Source organism: Kitasatospora cineracea (genome assembly GCF_003751605.1).
Lineage (GTDB): Bacteria > Actinomycetota > Actinomycetes > Streptomycetales > Streptomycetaceae > Kitasatospora > Kitasatospora cineracea.
Genome location: NZ_RJVJ01000002.1, coordinates 1,387,199 through 1,412,874, shown reverse-complemented (window position 1 = coordinate 1,412,874; position 25,676 = coordinate 1,387,199). Strand labels below are relative to the sequence as shown.

At 75.3% G+C, this 25,676-nt stretch carries 19 protein-coding genes, 1 pseudogene and 1 riboswitch; of the genes and pseudogenes, 7 read left to right on the top strand and 13 right to left on the bottom strand.

Annotation, left to right across the window (positions count from 1 at the left end; all coding sequences use genetic code 11):
- Positions 1–77: 77 nt before the first annotated feature.
- Both EDD39_RS32475 and EDD39_RS32470 read left to right on the top strand, forming a co-directional pair.
- Positions 78–992 (top strand): ABC transporter ATP-binding protein, encoded by a 915-nt coding sequence (locus tag EDD39_RS32475; RefSeq protein ID WP_123562869.1) that lies wholly within the window; start codon positions 78–80, stop codon positions 990–992.
- The gene (locus EDD39_RS32470; protein WP_123562867.1) at positions 989–2,617 is read left to right on the top strand and encodes an ABC transporter permease; all 1,629 of its coding nucleotides are present in this window, start codon (positions 989–991) and stop codon (positions 2,615–2,617) included. The genes EDD39_RS32475 and EDD39_RS32470 overlap by 4 nt, the downstream gene beginning before the upstream one ends.
- Before the next feature lie 7 nt (positions 2,618–2,624).
- Here EDD39_RS32470 and EDD39_RS32465 read toward each other — a convergent pair whose 3' ends face one another.
- The 5 genes from EDD39_RS32465 to EDD39_RS32445 form a co-directional block, all read right to left on the bottom strand.
- A complete protein-coding gene (locus EDD39_RS32465; RefSeq protein ID WP_123562865.1) occupies positions 2,625–3,137 on the bottom strand; it encodes an SUKH-3 domain-containing protein in 513 nt (170 codons plus the stop codon).
- Entirely contained in the window at positions 3,134–6,937 is a 3,804-nt protein-coding gene (locus EDD39_RS32460; protein WP_123562863.1) for a DUF6531 domain-containing protein, read from the bottom strand. The genes EDD39_RS32465 and EDD39_RS32460 overlap by 4 nt, the downstream gene beginning before the upstream one ends.
- The gene (locus tag EDD39_RS32455) at positions 6,934–7,659 is read right to left on the bottom strand and encodes a WXG100-like domain-containing protein (RefSeq protein WP_123562861.1); all 726 of its coding nucleotides are present in this window, start codon (positions 7,657–7,659) and stop codon (positions 6,934–6,936) included. The genes EDD39_RS32460 and EDD39_RS32455 overlap by 4 nt, the downstream gene beginning before the upstream one ends.
- Before the next feature lie 96 nt (positions 7,660–7,755).
- Positions 7,756–8,238: an OsmC family protein gene (locus EDD39_RS32450; RefSeq protein WP_123562859.1), complete on the bottom strand. Its 483-nt coding sequence runs from the start codon at positions 8,236–8,238 to the stop codon at positions 7,756–7,758.
- Between the two features lie 5 nt (positions 8,239–8,243).
- Positions 8,244–8,894 carry a GntR family transcriptional regulator gene (locus tag EDD39_RS32445; RefSeq protein WP_123562857.1) on the bottom strand — a complete coding sequence of 217 codons (651 nt, stop codon included), beginning with the start codon at positions 8,892–8,894 and terminating at the stop codon, positions 8,244–8,246.
- 148 nt (positions 8,895–9,042) lie between these two features.
- On the opposite strand from EDD39_RS32445, the gene EDD39_RS40170 reads away from it, so the two are divergent.
- A complete protein-coding gene (locus EDD39_RS40170; protein WP_167518089.1) occupies positions 9,043–10,686 on the top strand; it encodes a DUF4190 domain-containing protein in 1,644 nt (547 codons plus the stop codon).
- Between the two features lie 70 nt (positions 10,687–10,756).
- Here the strand turns inward: EDD39_RS40170 and EDD39_RS32435 are convergent, their stop codons facing one another.
- The 7 genes and pseudogenes from EDD39_RS32435 to EDD39_RS32405 all read right to left on the bottom strand — a co-directional run bounded on the left by EDD39_RS32435 (position 10,757) and on the right by EDD39_RS32405 (position 20,513).
- On the bottom strand, positions 10,757–12,130 hold the full coding sequence (locus EDD39_RS32435; protein ID WP_425269797.1) for a cobyrinic acid a,c-diamide synthase CobB: 1,374 nt from the start codon (positions 12,128–12,130) through the stop codon (positions 10,757–10,759).
- A gap of 13 nt (positions 12,131–12,143) precedes the next feature.
- On the bottom strand, positions 12,144–12,740 hold the full coding sequence (gene cobO / locus EDD39_RS32430) for a cob(I)yrinic acid a,c-diamide adenosyltransferase (protein ID WP_030459316.1): 597 nt from the start codon (positions 12,738–12,740) through the stop codon (positions 12,144–12,146).
- 5 nt (positions 12,741–12,745) lie between these two features.
- Complete coding sequence (locus tag EDD39_RS32425) at positions 12,746–14,752, bottom strand: putative cobaltochelatase (RefSeq protein ID WP_244257447.1); 2,007 nt, start codon at positions 14,750–14,752, stop codon at positions 12,746–12,748.
- A gap of 35 nt (positions 14,753–14,787) precedes the next feature.
- Positions 14,788–16,337 (bottom strand): annotated as a pseudogene (locus tag EDD39_RS32420) (cobyric acid synthase).
- Positions 16,338–16,458: 121 nt separating this feature from the next.
- A complete protein-coding gene (locus EDD39_RS32415) occupies positions 16,459–17,397 on the bottom strand; it encodes a cobalamin biosynthesis protein (protein WP_123562851.1) in 939 nt (312 codons plus the stop codon).
- 31 nt (positions 17,398–17,428) lie between these two features.
- A riboswitch (cobalamin riboswitch) is annotated at positions 17,429–17,559 on the bottom strand.
- Between the two features lie 91 nt (positions 17,560–17,650).
- The gene (locus tag EDD39_RS32410) at positions 17,651–19,876 is read right to left on the bottom strand and encodes a rhamnogalacturonan lyase family protein (RefSeq protein WP_123562849.1); all 2,226 of its coding nucleotides are present in this window, start codon (positions 19,874–19,876) and stop codon (positions 17,651–17,653) included.
- Between the two features lie 178 nt (positions 19,877–20,054).
- Complete coding sequence (locus EDD39_RS32405; RefSeq protein ID WP_123562847.1) at positions 20,055–20,513, bottom strand: MarR family winged helix-turn-helix transcriptional regulator; 459 nt, start codon at positions 20,511–20,513, stop codon at positions 20,055–20,057.
- A 63-nt stretch (positions 20,514–20,576) separates the two neighbouring features.
- Here EDD39_RS32405 and EDD39_RS32400 point away from each other — a divergent pair, with 63 nt between their 5' ends.
- The 4 genes from EDD39_RS32400 to EDD39_RS32385 all read left to right on the top strand — a co-directional run bounded on the left by EDD39_RS32400 (position 20,577) and on the right by EDD39_RS32385 (position 24,700).
- Positions 20,577–20,945: a VOC family protein gene (locus tag EDD39_RS32400; RefSeq protein WP_030459321.1), complete on the top strand. Its 369-nt coding sequence runs from the start codon at positions 20,577–20,579 to the stop codon at positions 20,943–20,945.
- Positions 20,946–21,054: 109 nt separating this feature from the next.
- The gene (locus tag EDD39_RS32395; protein WP_123562844.1) at positions 21,055–21,735 is read left to right on the top strand and encodes a helix-turn-helix domain-containing protein; all 681 of its coding nucleotides are present in this window, start codon (positions 21,055–21,057) and stop codon (positions 21,733–21,735) included.
- A 112-nt stretch (positions 21,736–21,847) separates the two neighbouring features.
- Entirely contained in the window at positions 21,848–22,969 is a 1,122-nt protein-coding gene (locus EDD39_RS32390; RefSeq protein ID WP_123562842.1) for an alpha/beta hydrolase family protein, read from the top strand.
- 450 nt (positions 22,970–23,419) lie between these two features.
- Positions 23,420–24,700 (top strand): hypothetical protein, encoded by a 1,281-nt coding sequence (locus EDD39_RS32385; RefSeq protein WP_435818776.1) that lies wholly within the window; start codon positions 23,420–23,422, stop codon positions 24,698–24,700.
- A 117-nt stretch (positions 24,701–24,817) separates the two neighbouring features.
- Here EDD39_RS32385 and EDD39_RS32380 read toward each other — a convergent pair whose 3' ends face one another.
- Positions 24,818–25,669: a CDP-alcohol phosphatidyltransferase family protein gene (locus EDD39_RS32380; RefSeq protein ID WP_030459325.1), complete on the bottom strand. Its 852-nt coding sequence runs from the start codon at positions 25,667–25,669 to the stop codon at positions 24,818–24,820.
- Positions 25,670–25,676: the final 7 nt, after the last annotated feature.

Here is a 25,676-nt window from a genome sequence, read left to right as displayed (position 1 = left end):
GGCTCCCCGCCGACCCGCGGAGATCCACAGCTTTCAGTAACTTCACGAATCTGTGAAACAAGAGTAGCGTCGATCCCATGACAACCGCCATCTCGGTGTCCGGCCTGGTGAAGGCCTTCGGCCGCACCCGCGCCCTGGACGGTCTGGACCTCACGGTCGAACAGGGCGAGGTCCACGGGTTCCTGGGGCCCAACGGCTCCGGCAAGTCCACCACCATCCGCGTCCTGCTCGGCCTGCTGCGCGCCGACTCCGGCACCGCCGCCCTGCTCGGCGGCGACCCCTGGCGCGACGCGGTGCCGCTGCACCGCCGGCTCGCCTACGTGCCCGGCGACGTGACGCTGTGGCGCAACCTCTCCGGCGGGGAGGCGATCGACCTGCTCGGGCGGCTGCGCGGCGGCCTGGACCCGGCCCGCCGCACCGCCCTGCTGGAGCGGTTCGAACTCGACCCGACCAAGAAGGGCCGCGCCTACTCCAAGGGCAACCGCCAGAAGGTCGCCCTGGTCGCCGCGTTCGCCTCCGACGTCGACCTGCTGATCCTGGACGAACCCACCTCCGGCCTCGACCCGCTGATGGAGGAGGTGTTCCGGGCCTGCGTCGCCGAGGCCCGCGACCGGGGCGCCACCGTGCTGCTCTCCAGCCACATCCTGTCCGAGGTGGAGGCCCTGTGCGACCGGGTCTCGATCATCCGGGCCGGCCGCACCGTGGAGACCGGCACCCTGGCCGGCCTGCGCCACCTCACCCGCACCTCGATCGACGCCGAACTCGCCGGGCCCCCGCCCCGCCCCGACTACGCCCACGACCTGGTCGTCGACGGCCACCGGCTGCGCTGCCAGGTCGACACCGACCGGCTCGGCGAACTCCTCACCGAACTCAACGCGGTGGGCGTGCGCACCCTGGCCAGCCGCCCGCCCACGCTGGAGGAGCTGTTCCTGCGCCACTACGAGGGCGACGGCGGCGGCACCGGCGAACCCGCCGCGACGGCCGTCCGGTGAGCGGCGGCGCCCCGACCGCCACCGGCGGCCACGACCTCGCCGGCACCGGCGTCCTCTACCGCCTCGCCCTGCGCCGCGACCGGATCGCCCTCCCGGTGTGGGTGTACCTCGGCACCGCCATGGTCGCCTCCACCGCCTTCTCCTTCGACAAGCTGTACGCCGACGAAGCCTCCCGACGGACCTTCGCGGCCGGCATCGACGGCAACGGCTCGCTGCGCGCCCTGTACGGCCCGGTCTTCGACGGCTCCACCACCGGCGGCCTGACCGCCTGGCGGATGGGCGTGTTCGGCGCCGTGCTGGCCGCCCTGATGTCGACCCTGCTGGTCGTCCGGCACACCCGCGCCGAGGAGGAGGACGGCCGCCTGGAACTGGTCGGCGCGGGCGCCGTCGGCCGCCGCGCCCCGCTCACCGCCGCCCTGGCCGCCGCGCTCACCGCGAACGCCGCGCTGGCCGCGCTGGTCGCCGCCGCCCTGCTGACGGCCGGTCAGGACGCCGCGGGATCGCTCGCGTTCGGCCTCTCGCTCGGCGCCACCGGCCTGTTCTTCGCCGCGCTGGCCGCCGTCACCGCCCAGCTCGCCGAGACCGCCCGGGCCGCCAACGGCCTGGCCGGCGCGGCCGTCGGCGCCGCCTTCGTGCTGCGCGCGATCGGCGACTCCGGCACCGGCACCGGCCGGCTCGGCTGGCTCTCCCCGCTCGGCTGGTCCGAGCAGGTCCGGGCGTTCGCCGCGAACCGCTGGTGGGTGCTGCTGCTCCCGCTGGCCGGCGCCGCCCTGCTCACCGCCCTGGCCCGCACCCTGGTCGCCCGCCGCGACCTGGGCGCCGGACTGCTCCCGCAGCGCCCCGGCCCGGCCGCCGCCGCCCCGGCACTGGCGAGCGCCGCCGCCCTGGCCCGCCGCCTGCAGCGCGGCCCGCTGCTCGGCTGGACGGCGGCCCTGGCAGTCGGCGGCGCGGTGTTCGGCGGCGTCGCCAAGGGCGTGGTCGACCTGGTCGGCGACAACCCGCAGATGGCCGAGGTGCTGGCCCGGATGGGCGGGCAGCAGGGCGTGCTGAACGCCTACCTGTCCAGCATCGCCACCGTGTTCGGCATGGTCGCCGCCGTGTACGCGGTCCAGGCGGTGCTGCGGATGCGCGCCGAGGAGGTCTCCGGCCGGGCCGAACCCGTCCTGGCGGGCGCCGTCTCCCGGCTGTGCTGGGCCGCCGGGCACCTGCTCTTCCCGCTGCTGGGCACCGCCCTGCCGCTGGCCGCCGCCGGCCTCACCGCGGGCCTGGCCGAGGGCCTGGCGCTCGGCCACGGCACCGGCCCGGCGGTCGGCCGGATGCTCGGCGCCACCCTCGTCCAGCTCCCCGCGGTCTGGCTGACCGCGGCCGCCGCCCTCGCCGGGTACGCCCTGCTGCCGCACCGGGCGGCCGCGGGCTGGACCGGGTTCGGCGTGTTCGTGCTGGTCGCCTGGCTCGGCCCGATCCTCCGCGTCCCGCAGGCCGTCCTCGACCTCTCCCCGTTCAGCCACCTCCCGCACCTGCCCGGCGGCCGGCTCGACGCGGCCCCGCTGCTCTGGATCACCGCGCTGACCGCCCTCACGGCGGCCGTCGCCCTGGCCGGGCTGCGCCGCCGCGACCTGGGCTGACGGCCGGTCAGCCCAGGTCGGACGGGGCCTGGCCGGCGGCGGGCGCCGGCGGGTCGGGCCAGAAGAACGTCCGGTCGTAGTCGGCGGCGACCAGCCGCCGGAGCGCCTCCGCGAAGCCGTTGGCGACCCGCTGGAAGCCGACGTCGCCGGCCAGCAGGACGTCCCCGTCCTCGGTGAGCAGGACGGCCTCCTCGGTGTCGAACACGGTGCCGACCAGGGCGACCCGCCGGCCCAGCCGCCGGCCGAAGATCCCCAGGTTGCGCGGCGTGGCGTGGGCGGCCTCCAGGGTCGGCCCGACCGCGGTGGTGAGCACCACGTCCCGCTCCCGGAACTGCCAGGTCACCGTGAGCTCCCCCCAGGCGGCGAGGAACTCCCGCAGCAGGTCGGTGACTTCGTAGCCGTCCTCGACGTACTGCCGGCAGGCGTCCGCGACGTCGAGCGGGTGCACCTCGATCCGGGCCGCGCCGCCCAGTGTCTCCCGGAGGGCCGGGAGGCCCTCGCGCTCGTCGTTGCCGGTCATCCGGTCAGCACCTCGCCTCCGAAGTCGGGAACCCAACTTCCGCAGTTCTCACACATCTTGAACTTCTTGCCCTTGGCGTTGACGGTCACCAGGTCGATGTTCTTCGGATCCGCGCCGTCCTTGATCGCGTTGGTGAACATCCTGGGCTCGCCGCACACCCCGGGCGGGCGGTGGTCCTCCCGCTGCGATTCGGACGGCAGCGCCTCGGACACCTTCTGGTGGTGCCCGGTCTCCGGGCCGCTCTCACCGTAGTAGACCTTACCGGTGGTGCGGTCCCGGCCGACCGTGTAGGCGCCCGGCGCCCTGTCGTCCTCGCCGAGGCCCTCCCCGACCTTGGCGACCCGTTTCTTCCCCAGGTCCATCAGGTGCTTCTTGAGGTCGGGGACCTCCTCGCCGGTGAGGCCGAGCGGGTCGCACCAGGTGTGCGGGTTGTGGACGTAGCCGTCGGGGTTGGGGGCGGGGGAGAGGCCGAGCGGGTCGGGGCTGGTGTAGCGGGCGGTCTCGGGGTCGTAGTAGCGGTTGAGGTTGTAGTGCAGCCGCGTCTCGGGGTCGAAGTACTGGCCGGGGAAGCGCAGCGGCGTGTACGTGGTGCTGTCGGACGGCCAGGTGGTGTGGCCCCAGACCGTGGGGGTGGCGCGCCAGGCGATGGCGTCGGTGGCCGGGTCGACGAGTTCGGTGGGGGTGCCGACCAGGTCCGTGACGATGGCGAAGAACCGGCGGTTGACCTGGTCCTGGTCGGTGAGGGACTCGGTCTGGGCGAGCGGCTGCAGGCCCTTGTGGTCCCAGCTGAGGGTGTGCGGGCCCGGGAGGTAGGGGGCCTCGGTGGTCTGCTCGGCGAGCACCGAGCCGTCCCAGGTGAACCGGGTGCGCTCCTCGACGGTGCTTCCGTCGGCGGCCAGCCGGTGCTTGGCGGTCCGGCGCCCGAACGGGTCGTACAGGTAGCGCCAGCGGGTGCCGTCCGGGGTGGTCACGCCGGTGAGGCGGTCCTCGGTGTCCCAGGTGTAGCGCCAGGTGTCGGGTTTCCGGGAGAGCCGGGTGACCTGGCGCAGGACGATCCGCCCCGCGGCGTCGTACTCGTACCGGACCCGGCCCGCGGTGGTGAGCTGGGTGCCGCTGTAGGTGCGGGCGCCGACGGCGGCCTCGGTGCCGCCGGTCGCGGGCCAGTCGGCGTCGGTGAGGTTGCCGACCGCGTCGTAGGCGTAGGACTCGTGCCAGTCGCCGGCCCGGACGGCGGTGACCCGGTCCGCGGCGTCGTGCTCGAACTCCCGCAGGCCGTTGAGCCGGTCGTCGATGCCGGTCAGCACCCCGTCGGCGCGGTAGCGGTAGTCGCGGCGCTGCAGGACCCCGTGCTCGGAGCGGAGGATCTGGCCGGTCAGCCGCTGCTCGGTGTCCCAGCTGCTGGCCAGGGTGAGCCGTTCGCCGATGGTGCGCTCGTGCTCCCGGCCCGCCGCGTCGTAGCGGAACTCCAGGGCGCCGTCCGGCGTGGCCAGCGAGGTCCGGCGGCCCTCCGGGTCGTAGGACCAGTCGCTGGCGTGGCCGCCGGGGGTGGTGCGGCGGACGCTGCGACCGAGCCGGTCGCGGGTGTGGGTGAGGGTGCGGCCGTCGACGGTCTCGGTGAGCAGGTTGCCGAGCGGGTCGACGGTGCGCAGCACGTCGGCGTCCGGGCCGGTGGCCCGGACCAGGTGCCCGGCCAGGTCGTAGCCGTAGACGGTGCGGGCGCCGTCGGCGTCCTTGGCGGTCAGTCGGCCCAGCACGTCGTAGGCGTAGTGGACCTGGCCGCCGGTCGGGGTGGTGCGGGCGACCAACTGCCCGGCGCCGTCGAGCCGGTAGCCGACGGACCGGCCGTGGAAGTCCTGCTCGCCGACCAGCCGCCCGGCCGCGTCGTAGGTGTAGGTCCAGGTCTGCCCGAGCGGGTTGGTGACCGAGACCAGGTTCATGTCGGCGTCGTAGCCGAAGGCCAGCCGGGTGCCGTCCGGGTCGGTCCGGGCGGCCACCGTCTCGAACGGGGTGTACTCGTACGCGGTGGTCCGGCCGAGGCGGTCGGTGTGCGCGAGCAGGTTGCCCTCGTCGTCGTACGCCCAGCTCTCGGCGGCCCCGTCGGCCGCGGTGTACGAGCTCAGCAGCCCCTCGGCGGTCCAGGCCAGCCGGGTGGTGTGGCCGAGCTGGTCGGTGACGGCGACCACCCGGCCGAAGGCGTCCCGCTGGTAGCGGCTGGTGCCGCCGGCCCGGTCGGTGACCTCGACGGGCAGGCCGGCCGGGTCGCAGCGGACCAGGGTGGTGTGGCCGAGCGGGTCGGTGACGGCGGCCAGGTGGCCGTGCTCGTCGTACCGGAACAGGGTGGTGGCGCCGGTCGGTTCGGTGACCGAGGTGCGCAGGCCGCTCTCGTCGTAGGTCTGCTGCCAGGTCTGGCCGCCGGGCCGGGTGATCTCGGTGGGCAGGTTGGTGTCGCCGAAGTAGGCGGCGGTGGACTGCAGGCCGTCGGGGCGGGTGACGGCGATCAGGTCGCCGACGCCGTCGCGCTCGTAGTGGGTGGTGCGGCCGAGCGGGTCGGTGCGCGACAGGAGCTGGTCGTACTCGTCGCGCTCGTAGTGGGTGGTGTTCCCGAGCGGGTCGGTGATCGCGGTGATCTGGTGGCGCTCGTTGACGGTGTAGGTGGTGGTGCGGCCGAGGGCGTTGGTCTCGGTGGTGGTCCGCAGGCCGGTGTCCGGGTCCGGTTCGCCGTAGGTGAAGTGGAAGCGCAGGGTGCCGTCGGCGGCGCCCTCGTCGATCACCCGGTCCCGGCCGTCGTAGGTGTAGCGGTACTCGGTGCCGTTGCGGTCGGTCCAGGCGGTGATCCGGCCGGTGGCGTCGTTGGTGAAGCGCAGCGGCTTGCCGGAGGAGTTGTAGACCGAGCTCAGGTGCCCGTCGGTGTAGCCGTACCGGGCCAGCAGCAGGTCGCGGCCCTCCTCGCCCGCGCCGGCCAGGCGCAGCGCGGTGATCCGGCCGGCGTCGACGGTCACCAGCACCCGGTAGCCGCCGGAGTGCGCCATGCTCAGCGGCGCGCCGTCGGCGTCGTGGACCAGGTCGACCCGGTGGCCGGTCCGGTCCCGGATGCCGGTCAGCAGGGCGACGTCCCCGGCCGGGCGGCGGGTGAACTCCTTGACCAGGCCGCCGGCGTGGTCGGTCAGCGTGTAGCCGCCGTCCGGGGCGAGTTCGAGGTCCAGCCGGGAGCCGACGGCGGCCCGGACCGGCTCGCCGGGCGCGGGGTGCGGGTAGGCCTGGGCGGTGCGGTCGGGGGTGAGGTGGACGACGCCCTCGGCGTCGATCTCCAGCCGCTCGTCGAAGGTGCAGGACCAGCGCGGGCCCATCCACCAGCCGGCCTGGTGGTCGGACTCGTAGGAGCGCTTGAACAGCAGCGGCAGCACGCCGGGCAGCGCGAGGTCCTGCTGCTCGATGAACATCAGGCCGGTCGCCATGTCGACCGGCTCGCCGCCCTGGCAGCGCGACTCGGGCGGGCGGCCCGGCTTGTGCGGGTCCGCGACCCGGTCCCGGCCCCGGCCCTCGTTGTGCGGGGCGGAACCGCGCCCGCCGCCACTGCCCGAGCGGGGGTGGGGGACGCCGTCCTTGCCTTCGCCCTTGAGGATCTTGGCGAGGTCCTTGGCGTGCTTCTCCTCGATCTCGCGGGTGTTCTTGGCGACGGTCTTCAGGTTGTCGCCGGCCTTGCGGTAGAAGCCCTTCAGCGCCTTGCCGGCGTCCTCGGCGAGGGTCTTGCCGAGTTTCTGCGCGCCGTGTTCGAGGGCTTTGACGATCTGGTTGCTCATTCGAAGCTCACCCCGGCGAGCTTGGACTGGAACGCCTGGGCGTGCCCGGCGACGGTCTCGGCGTGGTCGTGCATCATCCGCGCGTGCTCGTCCAGCGCGTCCGGATCGATCCGGAAACCCGTCCCCCCGCCCCCGCCGCCGGAGGCGCCGAGGGCGGACTCGGCGGCCTGGAACACCATCCCCGACACCGCGTTCGCCACGGTGTCCACCAGCGGGCCGATCGCGGCCTCGATCACCTGGCCGATGATGTACTGCTCCAACTGCTGTTCGAGGTAGTTGATCAGGCGCTTGGCGGCCTCCTCGATGAGGATCACCGCCGCCTCCGCCGCGCCCAGCGTCGCCACCGCCGCGGCCTGGTCGGCGATGAACGCCGCGGCCAGCGCGATCAGCTCGCCGATCGTCTCGACCTTCATCGCCACGATCACGTCGGCGGCCACGTCCAGCGCGGTCGCCACCACGTGGCACGCCTGCACCAGCTCGTTCAGGTGGCTGTCGGAGACCGAGGCCCACTTGGTCAGCAGCGCCTCGTAGGAGGCGCCCTCGTAGGCCTGTCCCAGCTGCTGGATCGTCGCCGTCGACTGCTGGTGCGAGGCGTCCACGTTGTCCGCGAACTCCCGCACGTGGCCCGCGAACTCACGGACCTTGTCCTCGTTCACCGTCGGCCAGTTGATTCCGATGACGGACAGGAAGTCCACCACCTCACCGGGCAGTTCGATCGCCATAGTGCCCCCGTTTTCCTGATATGCACCTGCGCGTCGGAGTCAAAATACTCGGACGTGCCGACCGGCGGAACGGTTGCCCGGTGAGGGACGGGTCCGTCACCCGGCGGAGTGAACGGTCACCACCGGCTCGTGGTGGACCGGGAAGTTCACCGAGGAGGCGATGAAGCAGTCCCGGGACGCCGGGCCGTGCAGGGCCAGCGCCTGCTCGCGCATCGACTCCTCGGCGACCTCGATCCGGGGGCGGAGCACCGCCTCGGTGAACCGGCCGCCGTTGCCCTCGGTGCGCATGGTGCCGGCGGAGTCGTCCGCGTAGGACAGGACGACGACGCCGTTGGCCGCGCAGTGGTGCAGGTAGGACAGCATGTGGCACTGGGCGAGCGCGGCCAGCAGCAGCTGCTCCGGGTTCCACCGGGTGCGGTCGCCGTGGAAGGTCGGGTCGGAGCTGCCCAGGAGGTCCGGCAGGCCCTCGGCCGAGACGGTGTGGGCGCGGGCGTAGGAGCGGTAGTGGTCGGTGCCGGTGCCGAGGTTGCCGGTCCACTCGACCCGGACCGCGTAGTGGTGGGCGTGCGAGAAGGCCATGCGGATCACTCCGTTTCGTCGGACGCGGCCGGTCGGTCGGCCGCGCAGGTGTCCAGGACGTGCCGCCGGGCGGCCGCCGCGGCGGCGTCCGGGTCCCCGGCGGTGACCGCGGCGAGCAGGTCGCGGTGCTGGGCGTCGACCAGGGCGGTGCGCCCGGGCGGGCCGAGGGTGCGCCGGGTGGAGACCTGGATCTGGTCCCACAGCCGGTCCAGGCTGTGCAGCGCCACCGGGTTGGCGGCCAGTTCGGCGACCCGCCGGTGGAAGGCCCGGTTCAGCCGGACCGCGGCGGTGAACTCCCCGTCCGCGGTGGCCCGGTGGGTGCGGTCGGCGAGCGCGGCCAGATCGGCCAGCTCGGCCGGCGCCAGCCGCCCGGCCCGCTGCCGCTCGGCGGCCAGCTCCGCCGTCAGCGCCTCGAGCGCGGCCCGCACCCGGTAGACGTGCGCCAGCTCCGCGCCGTCCAGCCGCACCACCCGCACACCCCGCCCGGCGGGCGCCAGCAGCCCGTCCGAGGCCAGCGCCCGGAACGCCTCCCGCACCGGCGTCCGGCTGACCCCCAGGGCCCCGGCGACCTCCACCTCGCCCAGCCGGGCCCCCGGCGGGTAGTGGCCGTCCAGGATCAGTTCCCGCAGTCGCGTGCGGGTGCTCTCGGTCTGCACGGGGCCAGCGTAGAACGCTGTATGCAATGTATGCAATGGCCCCGCGCGGGACGCCCGGCCGCAGGTCCGGAACCCGTTGGGACCCCGACGGCGGGGTCCGCTATATTCGCGCAGCCGCGAACCGTTTCACTCCCAGGGGGGACCAGCCATGCCGCTCGACCAGGAGGGCACGGGGAAGGACGGCCCGGACGCCCCGCCCGCCCTCTCGCTGGAGAAGCGCGGAACACCCGCCGGGCCGACCGGGCCGACCGGGCCCGCCGAGCCCGCCGACTCCGTCGCGGACGCCGAACAGCCCGCCCCGGCGGTCTCGTTCGCGAAGCCTGCCGCAGACGCGGATGCGGATGCGGATGCAGATGCAGACGCGGGCGTGGACACGGGCGTGGACGCGGAGCCGGCCGGGCCCGTTGCGGACGCCGCTCCCGCTCCCGCTCCCGCCCCTGCTCCGACGGCCGTCGAGCCCGCCGTCCCCGCCAACCCGTGGGCGCCCCCCGTCCCCGGCGCCCCGGTTCCCGCCGCGGCGGCCGCTTCCGCCGCCAACCCGTGGGCACCCCCCGCCCCCGGCGCGCCGGTCCCCGGCCCCGTGCCCGGCCCCGTGCCCGGCCCGGCGGCGGCCGGTGGTGCGGCCGTCGGCAACCCGTGGGCCCCGGCGCCCGGTGGCCAGCAGCCGTGGGGGAGCGGCGCGTTGCCGCCGGGGGCGTTCCCGCCGGGGGCGGTGCCGTACGGGATGCCCGGTCATCCGGCTTTCCCGCAGCGGCAGTTGTACACCAACGGGCTGGCGATCGCCTCGCTGGTGGTGAGCTTCCTGTGCTTCGTCGGCGCGGCCGGCATCGTCATGGGCGCGATCGCGCTGCGCCAGATCAAGCGGACCGGTGAGCGCGGCCGGGGCCTGGCGATCGCGGGGATCGTGATCGGTTCGCTCTGGCTGGCGGTCTTCGTGGCGGGGGTGGTCGGCAACGCCTTCTCCGTCGACACCGGCGAGGACGGCTCCTCGGGCTTCACGTCGTCCCGGTACGGCGGCAGCCCGGTCCTGCCGGCGGCCTCTCCGCTGCGGCTGGAGGTCGGCGAGTGCTTCGACCTGGTGGGAACGCTGGTCGCCAGGAAGGTGGACTGCTCGAAGCCGCACAAGGGCGAGGTCTTCTGGACCGGGATCCCGGTGGAGACGGGCGACTACCCGCTGCCCAGCGTGCTGGAGGCCGAGGCGAAGAAGGGCTGCAAGGACCACGTCGACCAGTACGTGATGGACACCTGGACGCTCGGCGACTCGCTGGACTACCGCTACCTGTACCCCGACCGGAACAGCTGGGACGCGGTCTCCGGCCGCCGGCTGGTCTGCTTCTTCACCGGCAGCGGGCAGCTCACCGGTTCGCTGCGCAAGGACCAGACCAACCTGACCTACGACCAGCTGCACCTGCTGCTGGCCACCGACCAGTTCGACCGGGCCTGGAGCGAGGGCCCGGGCACGGACCTCGACGTCCAGGACGACCCGGCGGGTTTCCGCACCTGGGCCGGGCAGCTGGCCGCCGCGGCCGACCGGCAGGCCGCCACGCTGTCCGGTGCCCGGTGGACCACCGCCGACCGGGCGACCGTCGACCGGCTGGTGGCCGAGTCCAAGGTGGCCGCCCAGCACTTCCGGGCCGCCGCGAACGCCCCGGACGACGCCACCACCGAGCGCGAACTGACCGCCGGCTACAAGCACCTGGGCGACGACCTGATCCTCGACCTGCGCCGCCAGCTCGGCCTGACCACCCAGGACGAGGAGTCGGGCAAGCACCCCTCGAACCAGGCGGTCTGACCGCCGCCGCCACCGATCGCCGTCCGCCGCCGGGGCCGGGTGACACCTCGTCACCCGGCCCCGGCCGCTCTCAGCCCGGCTGCCCGGCCGCCCGGGTGGCGGCGTGCCGGACCAGCCGGGACGGCAGCGCGGGCGCGCCCGTCCAGTGCAGGTGCAGGTAGGAGGCGTGCACCGAGCCGTGCAGGTGGCCCTCGGTGTGCGGCCCGGCGGGGGTCCGCCAGCCCCAGGCGGGGGACGGGCCGGCGGCCGGGTCGGTGGCGGTGCGGTGGAACTCGTGGCCGCGCACCCGGGAGCCCGCCGCGGCGAGCGGGGAGTCGGCGAGCGCCACCGCCTCCCGGTAGCCGAGGGTCAGCCGGGGCGTCATCCGGGCCGCGGTGTCCAGCACCCCGCACATCGGCAGGCCGTCCAACTCCCGCCCCAGGTACAGCAGTCCGGCGCACTCGCCGACCACCGGCGCCCCGCTCGCGGCCAGTTCGGCGACCGCCTTCCGCAGTGCCGCGTTGGCGCTCAGCTCGGCGACGTACACCTCGGGGAAGCCGCCGCCGATCACCAGCGCCGCCGTCCGCTCCGGCAGTCGCTCGTCGTGCAGCGGGTCGAACGGCACCACCTCGGCCCCGGCGGCGGCCAGCAGTTCGGCGTTCTCCGCGTACGAGAAGGAGAACGCCGCGCCGCCCGCCAGCGCGATCCGCGGCCGGGGTCCGGCCACCGGCTCGACCTCCGCCGCCGCGTCCCAGGGCTCGTCGGTCAGCGGCGGGGCGGTCCGGGCCAGCGCCAGCACCGCGTCCAGGTCGACGGAGGCGGCGACGAGTTCGCCCATCTCGCGGACCGCCCGCAGCGCCTCCGCGGAGCGTTCGACGGCCGGGACCAGGCCCAGGTGCCGGGACGGCGTGTCGACCGCCCCGGCCCGGCGCACCGCGCCCAGCACCGGCACGCCCGAGCCCTCCTCCAGGGCCTCGCGCAGCAGCGTCTCGTGCCGGTCCGAGGCGACCTTGTTCAGGATCACCCCGGCCAGCCGGACCTGCGGGTCCCAGGACGCGAAGCCGTGCACCAGCGCGGCCACCGACCGGGACTGCGAGGAGGCGTCCACCACCAGCACCACCGGCGCCCGCAGCAGCTTCGCCACCTGCGCCGTCGACGCCAGCTCGCCCCGCCCGGCCGCCCCGTCGTACAGGCCCATCACGCCCTCGACCACGGCGACGTCCGCCCCGGCCGCGCCGTGCGCGAACAGCGGGGCGATCCGCTCCGGGCCGCTCATCCAGGCGTCCAGGTTGCGGCCCGGGCGCCCGGCGGCCAGCGCGTGGTAGCCGGGGTCGATGTAGTCGGGGCCGACCTTGTGCGGGGAGACCTTCAGCCCGCGCGCGGCCAGCGCCGCGATCAGGCCGGTGGCCACCGTCGTCTTGCCCGCCCCGGAGGACGGCGCGGCCACCACCAGCCGGGGAATCACGCTGTTCAACCCGCTACCACTCAATGCCGCGCTGGCCCTTGCGGCCCGCGTCCATCGGATGCTTCACCTTGGTCATCTCGGTGACCAGGTCGGCCAGTTCGAGCAGCGGCTCGGGCGCGTACCGGCCCGTCACCACCACGTGCTGGCTGCCCGGCCGCTCCCGCAGCACCTCGACCACCTCGGCCACGTCGATCCACCCCCAGTGCAGCGGGTAGGTGAACTCGTCCAGCACGTAGAACCGGTACGTCTCGGCCGCCAGGTCCCGCTTGACCTGCTCCCAGCCCTCCCGGGCCGCCTCCTCGGAGGACTCGATGTCGCGCTGCACCCAGGACCAGCCCGAGCCCATCTTGTGCCAGGCCACCGTGCCGCCCTGCCCGGACTCGCCGAGCACCCGCAGCGCGTTCTCCTCGCCGACCTTCCACTTCGCCGACTTCACGAACTGGAACACCCCGACCGGCCAGCCCTGGTTCCAGGCCCGCAGCGCCATCCCGAACGCCGCCGTCGACTTCCCCTTGCCCGGCCCGGTGTGCACCGCCGTGATCGGCTGGGTCCGGCGCTGACGCGTCGTCAGGCCGTCGTCCGGGACGTTCTCCGCCACTCCCTTGGGCATGCTGCTCACGCCGCCTTTCGCGTCATCGTCGTCGTCCGTGCTTCCCGCACCAGCGAGGCCACGCCCTCGGCCCGCAGCTCGTCCAGGCTCACTGCGTCACCGTTCAGGTGCGCGGCCAACTCCCGTGCCAGGCCCAGCCGGACGGGGCCCGACTCGCAGTCCAGCACCACCGCGGCCACGCCCTGCGCGGCCAGCAGGCCGGCCGCCCGGCGGGCCCGCGGCAGCGCGTCCTTGCCGCCGGTGGCCCGGCCGTCGGTCACCACCACCAGCAGCGGGCGCCGGTCCGGGTCGCGCAGCCGCTCCACCCGCAGCACCTCGTGCGCCCGCAGCAGGCCCGCCTCCAGCGGCGTCCGGCCGCCGGTCGGCAGCTGCTCCAGCCGGGCCGCGCCCACCTCCACCGAGGAGGTCGGCGGCAGCGCCAGCTCCGCGCCCGCGCCGCGGAACGTCACCAGGCCGATCTTGTCGCGCCGCTGGTAGGCGTCCATCAGCAGGGACAGCACCGCGCCCTTGACCGCCGTCATCCGCTGCCGGGCCGCCATCGACCCCGAGGCGTCCACCACGAACAGCACCAGGTTCGACTCCCGGCCCCGGCGCACCTGCTCCCGCAGGTCGTCCCGGCGCAGCACCAGCGCCCGCCCGGCCCGCCCGCGCGCCGCCTGGTGCGGCGCGGCCGCGCGCAGCGTCGCGCTCAGGTGCAGCCGGGACAGCCGCCCCTGCGGGCGGCGGGCCCGAATGGTGTGCCCGGCGTCCGTCTCGGCGGGGGAGCGCCGGCCCTGCGCGCCCCGGCCGGTGCCGTCCACCTTGAACAGCCGGGTGCGGTACGGCCGGTCGGCCGCCACCGGCGCCGACTCCCGCCCGCCGCCCGGGCGTTGCTGCGGCGGGGCGGGGGCATCGTCCGAACTCGCCTCCCCGGACGGCACGTGGGGATCGCCGGGCTCCGGTGCGCCGCCGCCGTCCGGGCCGCCGCCGTCCGGGCCGCCGCCGTCGGGACCGCCGTCGCCGCCGTCGTCGGGCCCGTCGCCGTCGCCGTCCGGTTCCCCCTGGTGCTCGGCCAGCGTCCGGTCCAGCTGCTCCTCGTCCAGCCCGGGCGCGTCGAACGGGTTGCGCCGCCGCCGGTGCGGCAGCGCCAGCCGGGCCGCCGTCCGGACGTCCTCCTCCAGCACCTCGGTGCGCCCCGCCCAGGCGGCCAGCGCCACCGCGGTGCGCGCCATCACGATGTCCGCGCGCAGGCCGTCCACCTCGAACGCCGCGCACACCGCGGTGATCTGACGCAGCGCCAGGTCGGAGAGCTCGACGTCTGGCAGCAACTCCCGTGCGGCGGTGATCCGTTCGGCCAGCTCCCGTTCCCGCCCGTCCCAGCGCGCCGCGAAGGCGGCCGGGTCGGCGTCGTACGCGAGCCGCCGGCGCACCACCTCGGCGCGCTCGTCCGCGTCCCGGGTCGCCGCGATCTCCACCGTCAGCCCGAACCGGTCCAGCAGCTGCGGCCGCAGCTCGCCCTCCTCCGGGTTCATCGTCCCCACCAGCAGGAACCGGGCCGCGTGCCGCACCGACACGCCCTCGCGCTCCACGTACGAGCGCCCCATCGCGGCCGCGTCCAGCAGCAGGTCCACCAGGTGGTCCTGCAGCAGGTTCACCTCGTCGATGTACAGCACCCCGCGGTGCGCCTTCGCCAGCAGCCCCGGCTCGTACGCCTTCACGCCCTCGGCGAGGGCCCGCTCCAGGTCCAGCGCGCCGACCACCCGGTCCTCGGACACGCCGACCGGCAACTCCACCAGGAACGCGGGCCGTTCACCCCGGTCCGCGCCCCGGTGCGGCCCGTCCGGGCACTGCGGGTCCACCGCCGCCGGGTCGCAGGCGAACCGGCAGCCCGCCACGACCCCGATCGACGGCAGCAGCCCCGCCAGGGCCCGCACCATCGTCGACTTCGCGGTGCCCTTCTCGCCCCGCACCAGCACCCCGCCCACGGCCGGCGAGACCGCGTTCAGCAGCAGCCCCAGCCGCAGGTCGTCCATGCCCACGATCGCCGTGAACGGATAACGGGCCTCGGTCACTTGCTACTCCCCATCTCCAGCGGGGCCGGGGCCCCGGGCGGCACGAACGGCAGACCCGCCGGTGCCCCGTTCTCGATCAGCTTCCACAGCGCGTCGGTGTCGGCGTGCTCGGCCACCAGGTCGCCCAGCGCGTCGAGCTGCTGCTCGCGGGCGGCGGCGAACGAGGTGTCCGGCGCCGGGACGAAGGAGCGCCCGGCGGCCCGGGCCACCTCGGTCAGGAACGCCCGGCGGAACGCGTCGTTCTCCAGCAGGCCGTGCCAGGTGGTGCCCCACACCGAGCCGGTCCGGCAGCCGTCCAGCGCCCGCCCGGCGGCGTCCGCGACGAACACCTCGCCGCCCTCGACCGCCACCACGCCGTGGTGGATCTCGTAGCCCTCCACCGGCTCGCCCAGCGCCACCCCCGACGGCCGGGCCAGCACCTTCTCCGCGCCGAACACCACCCGGGTCGGCAGCAGCCCCAGGCCGGCCACCGGGCCGGACGACTTCGACTCCACCGCGTCGACGATCTCCCGCCCCAGCATCTGGTAGCCGCCGCACACCCCCAGCACCGGCAGCCCCGCCGCGACCCGCGCCGCCAGCGGCCCGGCCAGGCCCTGCGCGCGCAGCCAGGCCAGGTCCGCGACGGTGGCCCGGGTGCCGGGCAGCACCACCAGGTCGGCGTCCGCCAGCTCCTCGGGGCGGGTCGCCCAGCGCACCAGCACGCCCGGCTCCTGGGCCAGCGCGTCCACGTCGGTGAAGTTCGACAGCCGGGGAAGCGCACCACCGCGACCCGCAGCACCTGAGCCCCCACCGGCCCGCCCGCCGCCGGACGGGACGCCACCGACGCCAGGCCGAGCGAGTCCTCCGCGTCCAGCCACAGGCCCGGCAGCATCGGGAACGTCCCCAGCACCGGACGCCCCGTCAGCTGCCGCAGCATCTCCAGGCCCGGCGCCAGCAGCCGGGCGTCACCGCGGAACTTGTTGACGAACCACCCGGCGATCAGCGCCTGGTCGTCCGGCGACAGCAGCGCCAGCGTCCCGAACATCGACGCGAACACCCCGCCGCGGTCGATGTCCCCGACCACCACCACCGGCAGCCGGGCCGCCGAGGCCAGGCCCATGTTGGCGATGTCCCGGTCCCGCAGGTTGATCTCCGCCGGGGAGCCCGCGCCCTCGCACACCACCACGTCGAAGCGCCCGCGCAGGTCCGCCAGGCACTCCAGCGCCCGCTCCAGCAGCACCGGTTTGCGCTCCCGGTAGTCCAGCGCCCCGACCTCCGCGACCGCCCGCCCCAGCAGCACCACCTGGCTGCGCCCGTCCGCGCCCGGCTTCAGCAGCACCGGGTTCATCGCCGCCTCCGGCGCCACCCCCGCGGCCTGCGCCTGCATCGCCTGCGCCCGCCCGATCTCCGCCCCGTCGACCGTCACGAACGAGTTCAGCGACATGTTCTGCGCCTTGAACGGCGCCACCCGCACCCCCTGCCGGGCCAGCCAGCGGCAGATCCCCGCCGTCACCACACTCTTCCCGGCGTCCGAGGTCGTACCGGCCACCAGCAGCGCGCCGTTCACCGGCGAACTCCTTTCGAGACGCCCCGACCGGGGCTCGCGGAACCGCACGCGGCGGACGGCGGCATGCCGAAGTCCCGTGCCGGCAATGTCAGTCGCACCATCAGCCCGCACCGCGGCGGGGTCACCTGCGCCGCCGTCCGCCCAGTGCCCGCAGGGCCAGCGTGGCCGCCAGCGCGAGCGCGCCGACCCGGCGCGAGAGGCGGCAGGCCCGTTCGATGTCGGCCGTGCCGACCGGCGGCAGGCCCGCGCCCAGCACCGGCCGGTGCTCGACCCGTTCGCCGTACCGCAGGGTGCCGCCCAGCTGCACGCCCAGCGCCCCCGCGAACGCGGCCTCCGCCTGGCCCGCGTTGGGGCTCGGGTGCGCGGAGCCGTCCCGCCGCCAGACCCGCCAGGCCCGCCCGGGCGCGCCGGACGCGGCGACGGCCAGCAGCGCGGTCAGCCGCGCCCCCGGCCACCCGGCGACGTCGTCGAGCCGGGCCGCGGCCCAGCCGAAGCGCCGGTAGCGGGCCGACCTGTGCCCGACCATGGCGTCCAGCGTGTTGACGGCCCGGAACGCCAGCAGCCCGGGCACGCCCGCGACGCCGCCCCAGACCAGGGCGTTGACCACCGCGTCGGCGGTGTTCTCGGCGACCGACTCGACCACCGCCCGGGCCACCTGCTGCTCGTCCAGGCCCGACGGGTCGCGCCCGCACAGGTGCGGCAGCCGCTCGCGCGCGGCGGCCAGGTCGCCGTCCGCCAGCGAACGCCCGATCGCGGTGGCCTCCCGGGTCAGCGACGTCCCGCCCAGCACGGTGAAGGCGGCCCCGGCGGCCAGCGCCCCGGCCGCGACGGGGGAGCGCCGGACGGCCCGGACGGCCAGCGCCGCCCCGGCCGCGACCGTGCCGACGGCGAGCGCGGTGTGCAGCGCCCCGGCCCCGCGGTGGTCGCGCCACAGGCGGCGCTCCAGCCGGGCCGCGGCGGTGCCGAACAGGGCGACGGGGTGTCCGCGCCGGGGGTCTCCGAGCCGGGCGTCCGCGAGGTATCCCGCGGCCGCGCCCACCAGGTACGGGGCAGCCCCCATGGCGTCGTGTCCTCACTCAGGGTCCGCGCCCTGGATCGACGGAACGGGGGCCAGAGTCTCCTGACTTCCGGTCACCCCCGCGCGGGGTGGTCCGGTCACAGTGGCGGGACCGCGCCGGACTCGCACCGGCTTCCTCTGCTTGCCTCCGTTTGGCCCGAAGATCCCACCACGCCCGGTTCGAGGCAGTCAACCGAGCGGGTGGAGGGGTTGGTCACATACGGCCACCGGGGCCGCCGAGGGGCGAGGTGCCAGGTCAGGGCGTGTGCACGACGGGCCGCGGCGCGGTCGGCATGCCGTCGCCGAGGAAGAAACCCGGGTGCGGCGGCTGGTTGTAGGCGGTGTTCTGCCAGGCGACGGCCTCCCGGTACTGCACGTCGTGCATCAGCGTGGTGATCCGCAGCGGGGTCGGCACGGGGGTGGAGTAGATCCGCAGCGCCCGGTTGTCGGTGGTGGGCCACACCACCTCCTCGCGCCAGTCGCCGAACAGGTCGGCGGACAGCGACGGGGTGGCCTTGGTGCCGTTGTTCGCGTGCACGCCCGAGGCGGTCAGCAGCCGGGTGTCGGCCGCGGTGCCGTACTTGTCGACGTGGGTGCCGTCGAGCAGTTCGCGCACCGGGTCGCCGTCCCACCAGAGCGTGAAGTTGGCCGAACCCGGCTTGCGCCCGACGTCCTGCCCCTGGGCGCTGTAGAGCCCGCTGACCCCGGACGACCAGGACTCGGCGCCCGGGCTGCCCGCGTACACGTCGTCGGAGACGCCGCGCCCGTTGTCGCAGCCGCAGTCGGGCTGGTGCCACAGGATCCGGCCGGTCCGGGCGTCGGCGAACCAGGCCGAGTACTTGGTGGTGGTCTCGTCGACCTTGAACTCCTCCAAGCCCGGGCGGCTCGGGTCGAGGTCGCCGACGTGCATCGCGTCGCCGTGCCCCTGCCCGGTGTTCCACAGCCCGTGCCCGTCGTCGTCCACGGCCATCGCCCCGTAGACGATCTCGTCCCGCCCGTCGCCGTCCACGTCCGCGACCGCCAACTGGTGGTCGCCCTGGCCCGCGTAGGCGCCGTTGCCGGAGGCGTCGGTGTCGAACCTCCACCGCTCGGTGAGCTTGCCGCCGCGCCAGTCCCAGGCCGTGATCACGGTGCGGGTGTAGTAGCCGCGGGCCGTCACCAGCGACGGGCGCGAGCCGTCCAGGTACGCCGTCCCGGCCAGGAACCGGTCCACCCGGTTGCCGTACGAGTCGCCCCAGGCCGAGACGGTGCCGCGCGGCGGGTCGTAGTCCACCGTCTGCAGCGCGGCGCCGCTGCGCCCGTCGAAGACCGTCAGGAACTCCGGCCCGGACAGCACGTACCCGCTGGAGTTGCGGTGGTCGGCGGTGGCGCTGCCGATGGTCCGCCCGGCGCCGTCCACCGTGCCGTCCGCGGTCTTCACGGCGACCTCGGCCCGCCCGTCGCCGTCGTAGTCGTACACCTGGAACTGCGTGTAGTGCGCGCCCGAGCGGATGTTGCGCCCCAGGTCGATCCGCCACAGCCGGGTGCCGTCCAGCTCGTACGCGTCCAGGTAGGTGTCGCCGGTGTAGCCCGACTGCGAGTTGTCCTTGGCGTCGGTCGGGTTCCACTTCAGCACGAACTCGTACTGCCCGTCCCCGTCGAGGTCGCCCACGCTCGCGTCGTTCGCCTCGTACGTGTAGGAGCCGCTCGCGTTCGACCCGCCGGGCGGCGGCGTGATCGGCACGTCCCGGTAGCCGTCCGCGAAGCCGACCGAGGCCGGCGAGGCGGCCTGCTCGACCCCGCCCACCACCGCCCGCACCGTGTACGAGGCCCCGGCCGGCGCGCCGGCGTCCAGGTAGTCCGTCGCGGTGGCCAGCGGTGCGGCGTTCACCCTGGCGCCGTCCCGGTACACGTTGAACGCCACGTCGTCCGGGTCGGTGGCCAGCCAGCGCCAGGACACCAGGTTCGCCGTCCCGCTGCGCACCGAGACCAGCCCGCGGTCCAGCTTCTCCACCTGCCGCCCCTGCCCGGCGGGCGTCCCCGACGGGGAGCTGCCCGGTGACGGGGTGGCGGTCGGACTCCCGGTGCACACCGTCCCGTTGAAGGTGAACGAGGAGGGCACTGCGGCCGCGCCCGGCACCGAGCCGTTGAACCCGAACCCCACGGTGGCGCCGGACGCCACCGAGCCGTTGTAGTCCAGGCTCTTCGCGGTGACCTGCGTACTGCCCGCGGTCACGTCCGCGTTCCACGCCTGGGTGACCTGCTCGCCGTTGCCGAACGACCACTGCAGCGTCCAACTCGTCACGGCCGCACCGAGGTTGGTGACCTTCACGTCCGCCCCGAAACCGCCCTGCCAGGCGTTGACGACCGTGTAGTCCACCCGGCACCCGCCCGCCGCCACCGCCTGCTGCTGGACCGCCCAGCCCGCACCGGCCACCACCAGCACGCCTGCCACCAGCCCCGCACCCGGGCGCCCGGCCCGTCGCCTGCGCTGTCCTGCCATCGTTGCTCCTCCGGGGGAAGAAGGGGAGTGGAGTACTTCGGGAGCGCTCCCACCGCATCCACCCAGACTGACCGGACGCCGTCAATCCTCCGGTCCGCGCCCCGTGAAACTTTCGCCGCCGATTCCCCCAACTCGCCTTATGTGAAAGGCAGTTGAGGATCCGATCGGCGCCGCCGACTCAGCTGCCGGCACTCCCCCCGCGCAGGGAGTGGATCATGCTCCGCAGGCTCCGGAGCGCGTCCGCCTGCTCGGCCTCGGTCATCCCGGCCAGCATCCTGACCTCCACCGAGCGGACTGCCGCGCTCGCCTCCTCCAGGCTCCGCCGCCCGCGGGGCGTGAGCCGGGCCGGCAGGGCCTTCCCGACCGGCGCCGCCGCGGGCCTGACCACGTCCCCCTCCCGTTCCAGGTGCTGGAGCAGCACGTTCATCGACTGCCGGGTCACGAACGCGCCGCGCGCCAGTTCGGAGTTCGACATGCCCGGCCGCTGGGCCAGCAGTTCGAGGCAGGAGTAGTGCGTCACGGTCATGCCGAGCGGCCGCAGCACCTCCTCCATGGCCGAGCGCAGGACGCTCGAAGCCTCCTTCAGCAGGTAGCCCAGTGAGGTGTCCAGATCGATGCCGCCGCCGCTTTGACTCATGTCAGAAGTCTGACATACGTTGATCCGTGTCAGGAATCTGACACGGAGGAGAGGAACCCCGCCATGCCCGTCACCGGCCCCGACTTCATCTCGCTGCAGGTCCGCGACCTCGACGCCGCGCAGGCGTTCTACCAGCACTACCTCGGCCTGGTCCGCTCGCCGGCCGGCCCCCCGCACGCCGTCGTCTTCACCACCCGGCCGATCGCGTTCGCCCTCCGCGACCTCGTCCCCGGCACCGACCTCGACTCCGCCGCCCGGCCCGGCCTCGGCACCGCGCTCTGGCTGCACGCCACCGACGTCCAGGCCGTCCACGACGCCCTCGCCGCCGACGGCCACCCCATCGTCTCCGCACCGGTCGACGGCCCCTTCGGCCGGACCTTCACCTTCGCCGACCCCGACGGCTACCACATCACCCTCCACGACCGCGCCTGACCGCCCGCCCCGGTCGTCGGTTCGCCCAACCGCCCGGCCCCGGCCGCGCCCCCGTTTCGTGCCATCCGCGGCTGTGGCCCGACCACCCCCGCACCTAGCGTCGGCAGGCATGCGACGCAGACAGCCGCCGGCCCCCGCGCCGGTGCCGTTCTCCCCGGCCGCCGCCCGCGCCCACCGCACCGCGCTCGGCCTGACGGTCGAGCAGGTCGCGGCCGGGCTGGCCGCCCACGGCGTGCGGCTGCTGCCCGGGCACGTCCTCGGCTGGGAGGACGGCCTGCTCCCGCCCACCGAGGAGCAGTTGACCGCCCTCGCCCGCACCCTGTGGTGCCCGCCCGTCCGGCTGATGGGCACCGCCCCGGCCACCCTGCGCGACCACCGGATCGCCCGCGAACTCACCCGGGACCAGGCCGCCCGCCTGCTCGGCCTCACCCCCACCACCTACCGGCAGACCGAAACCACCGGACGCTGGACCGGCAACGAGGACCAGACCCGCCTGCTCGCCCGGGTCCTCGCCCTCGACCTGCCCACCCTGATCCGCCTCACCGGCCGCACCGCCGACCTCGACGCCCGCCTCCGCCAGGTCGTCCAGGGCCGCTGGCAGGCCCAACTCCACCCCGTCGCCCGCCTGGTCCCGGTCGCCCCCGCCGTCCTCGAACACGTCCTCGCCACCCTCCAGTCCGAGCACCACACCCCCACCTCCTGGGGCGCCGCCCCCGCCCCGACCCGCCCCGACCCCACCGCCCGCTTCTGGCACCTCCTCGCCGAGGCCGGGGCCGACGGGACGCCCTGACCGCCCCGCGCCGCCGCCCCGTCCGGTCACCCGCAGCGCCGCCCCGATTCGCCGTCCGCTCTGCGGGCAGGTGCACTGGGAGCACAGGACCGCCAGCACCCGGGAGACCGCCATGCGTTGGGGAACCGCAGCCGTCGTCGCAGCCGCCGCCGCAGGAACCGGAGCGGCGGCCTTCCTGCTGCTCGGCCGGAGAGTCTCGGACCGGGTGGTGCGCCCCGGCTCCGCGCAGGTCGTGTTCGCGCCCGCCCCGGTCGAGGTGCACGACCTCGGGCCGGGCCGGGTGGTGCTGACCGCGACGCCGGACACCCTGCGCCGCGGGCACTACGCGCTGGAGTGGGGCGAGGACGGCCACGCCGTGGTCGGCGAGGTGCTCGGCAGTGGCGGCGGCCGGGTCACCCGGCGGCTGGAGCGGGCCGACGGCGGCACCCTCGCGGTCGGCACCGAGGTCCGGGTCACCCCGCGGGTGCTGCTCGGCGACCCGCGCACCGCGCTCGGGCTGGACTACGCGGACGTCGCGGTGGCCAGCGACCTCGGCAACCTGCCGGCCTGGCGCACCGCGGGCATCCGCGGCACCTGGGTGGTCCTGGTGCACGGCCCGGGCACCGGCCGCGAGCAGGCCCTGCCGGTGCTGCCGCTGCTGCACGCGCTGCGGCTGCCCACCCTGACCGTCAGCTACCGCGGCGACGCGGACGCGCCGCCCTCGCCCGACGGCCTGGGCCACTTCGGCGAGACCGAGTGGGAGGACGTCGACGTCGCCGTCCGGTACGCGCTGGCCCAGGGCGCGGGCCAGGTGGTGCTGTACGGCTGGTCGGTCGGCGCGACCGTCGCCCTGCACACCGCCGCCCGCTCCACCTGGCGGGACCGGATCGCCGGGCTGGTGCTGGACTCCCCGGTGCTCGACTGGTCCGAGACGGTCCGCCGGGGCGCCACCCGGACCTGGTCCTCCCCGGCCCTCGGCGAACTCGGCGCGCTCGCCGCCCGCGGCCGCACCGGCGTCGACCTCGCCGACTTCGCCCGGATCGCCTCCGGTGCCGACCTGCCCTCGCCGGCGCTGCTGCTGCACAGCCCCGACGACCCGGTCGCCCCGTGGAGCGCCGCGCAGCGCCTCGCCGACGGCCGCGACGACCTGGTCAGCCTGCACCCGGTGCCGCACGCCGAGCACGCCGCGCTGTGGAACGCCGACCCGGACGGGTACACCGAGGCGCTGCGCCGCTTCCTCACCCCGCTGCTCTGATCCGGCCGGGAGCCCCGTGCCGGGCCGGAGCGGGAACCGGAACCCGGCGCACCGCGTCTCCGTCACGGAGTGGTCACCTTATTCGCCATGTCCACGTCGAAAAGCGGAGTGATTCCTCCCGTTTCGCGGTGACTCGTCCCCCCGCCGTTCGATCCGCTCGGACATCGGGCCGAGACAGCTCGGCAGTCGATGTGACAGAAGGCCCGTACAAGGGGAAGACTGCACGGCGTGACGTCTCGGAACCCGCGCGACCGTGATGCCCCGCACCCGCCCCACCGCACCGGTGCGACGGTGACCCGTCTGCCCGGAACGGCGGCCGTCGGTCGTGTGGAGGGCACTCCCCCCGCCGCCGCCAACCGCCGCCGGGTCCCCGCGAAGCCGGGGCGCGGCCGCGTACCCGTCCCGGACGGCTTCCCGGCCCCCTCCGAGCTCGCCCCGCTGGCCCGCCGGATGCTCGCCGACGCGGTCCGGGTGGCCCGCTGGGCCGGTGAGCTCTCCGAGGTCGACAAGCGCGGCGAACTCCTGCCCGAGGACGCCCGCGCCGCCGGGCGCGCCCTCGCCATGACCGTCGGCGCCGCCGCCAACGCCTGGGGCCAGGCCCTGCTGGTCGGCCTGGTCGAGCTCCGCGACGGCGGCGCCGGGCCCGGCTGGCGGCTGCACGCCTGGGAGCACGACGACGAGGCGGTGATCCGCGGCTGGTCCGCGCTGTTCGACGCCTGGACGCTGCTCGCCCCCGTCCCGCCCGCCGCCCTGCGCGGCGTGTTCGCCCAGCTGGCCGGGCAGGCCGTCGACCAGGCCCCCCAGCTGCTGTCCTTCCTGCACCTGGTGGACGGCCCGGTGGTCGACAGCGAACTGCTCGAACTGCTCCGTCGCGGCCTCGACGAGCGCCGCCTCGGCCCCAGCTCCGGCACCTTCCCGCTGTCGCCCGTCCCGCACGCCGCGTTCGCCGTCTCCGCCGTCCGCGGCACCTGCCGCGAACCGCAGATCGACACCCCGCACTCGCCCGCCGACGTCGCCGCCGTCCTCGACTGGATGCTCGACGGCCTGGCCGCCGTCGGCGCGCTCGGCCGCCGCGACGAGGCCGCCGAGCTCTCCCCGCTCGGCCACTGGGCGGTCCGGGCCAAGCTGGAGGAGATCTGCACCGTCGCGCAGACCGCCGCCGGCCACATCGAGCAGAGCGCCGCCGAACTGCTCAGCGCCTGCGCCGACTACAGCCCCGGCCCGGCCCGCGCCGAGTTCCGGGCCTGGGTCGCCGCCCGCCCCGCCGACCGCGCCGTCGCCGAACTCCTCGAAGCCGCCCGCGGCGAGGACGCCCTGGTCCGCGGCCTGGCCTTCGAGGCGCTCCGGGTGGTGGCCGGCTCCACCGCCGAACAGGGCGTGCGGGCCGCCGTCGACGAGCCCGTCCTGCGCCCCTACGCGCTGCTCTGGCTGGCCGAACAGCTGGACGAGGACGGGGTGTCCCCGGCCGACGTGCTGGGCGCCGAGGACGCCGCCTGGCTGTGGGTGGACACCGCCGCCGCCGTCCTCGACCACGGCGAGACCGCGCTGCTGGTCGGCCACGTCGAGGGCGCCTCGGCCGGCGAGCCGGTGCGGCTGTTCCACCGCGCCCGCCAGTCCGGCCACCCGCGCGCCGCCAGCGTGCTGACCGCCGTCGCCTCCGTCCACCCCGACCCGGCCGTCGCCCGCGCCGCCCGCCGCAGCGCCTTCTCCGTCCACAACGGCGGCGCCTGAGCGATGCGCCCCGTCAGGGGCGCGGGGAACTGCGCGAAGGGGAACGAAGCCGACGAAGAAGCCGCCCTCCCGGAGAACTTCCGGGAGGGCGGCTTTCTCGTGGCGTACAGCCCGGGGCTAGCCCCGGTTCTCCGCCCGACGCGCCCGCACCACGCCGACCTTCTCGCCGACCTTGCGGCGGATGACCAGCAGCGGAGCCATCGCGGCCAGCGCGATCTGGGCGACCGCACCGATGTGCATCAGGGTGTCGCCGCCGGGCAGGCCCGCGGCCCAGGAGGCGAGGCAGCCGATGGAGACGACGATCCAGGCGAGCGTCGCGGTGGCCAGCAGGCCCTGCGGCTTGGGGTACTCGATCCGGCTGACCATCAGGTAGGCCACGCCGAGGATCATCAGCAGGCCCGGGATGAACGGCGGGTCGAGCAGCACGATGGCCAGCACGGTCATCGCGCCCATCGGGCAGGGCATGCCCTGGAAGATCCCCGGTCGCATCTTCACGGCCGAGAAGCGGGCCAGCCGCAGCACCACGGCCAGCAGCACGGTCAGCGCGATGAACGCGGAGAGCTGCTGGTTGCTGCCGGGGGAGACCAGGCCCCACACCGCGACGAAGTAGGCCGGCGCGATGCCGAAGCTGATCAGGTCGGCCAGGTTGTCGAGCTCGGCGCCGAGCGCGGAGGAGCGCAGCTTGCGCGCCACCAGGCCGTCGAAGAGGTCGCACATGGAGCCGATCAGCAGCAGCGTCACCGCGGTGGCGGCGCTGTGCTTGACCGGGGCGGCCGACTCGTCGGTGAGGTGCGGCATGAGGATCCCGGTGGTGATCGAGTAGATCGCCAGGAAGCCGCAGACGGCGTTGCCGAGGGTCAGGAAGTCGGCGGTGGACAGGTGCTGGGGGGAGCGGGGGGCGCGTAGTTCGCGGTCCCGGGCCCAGCGTCGGCGGCGGAGCTCGGTCGACTCTTCGTCGTCGAGCTCCATGAGGGTT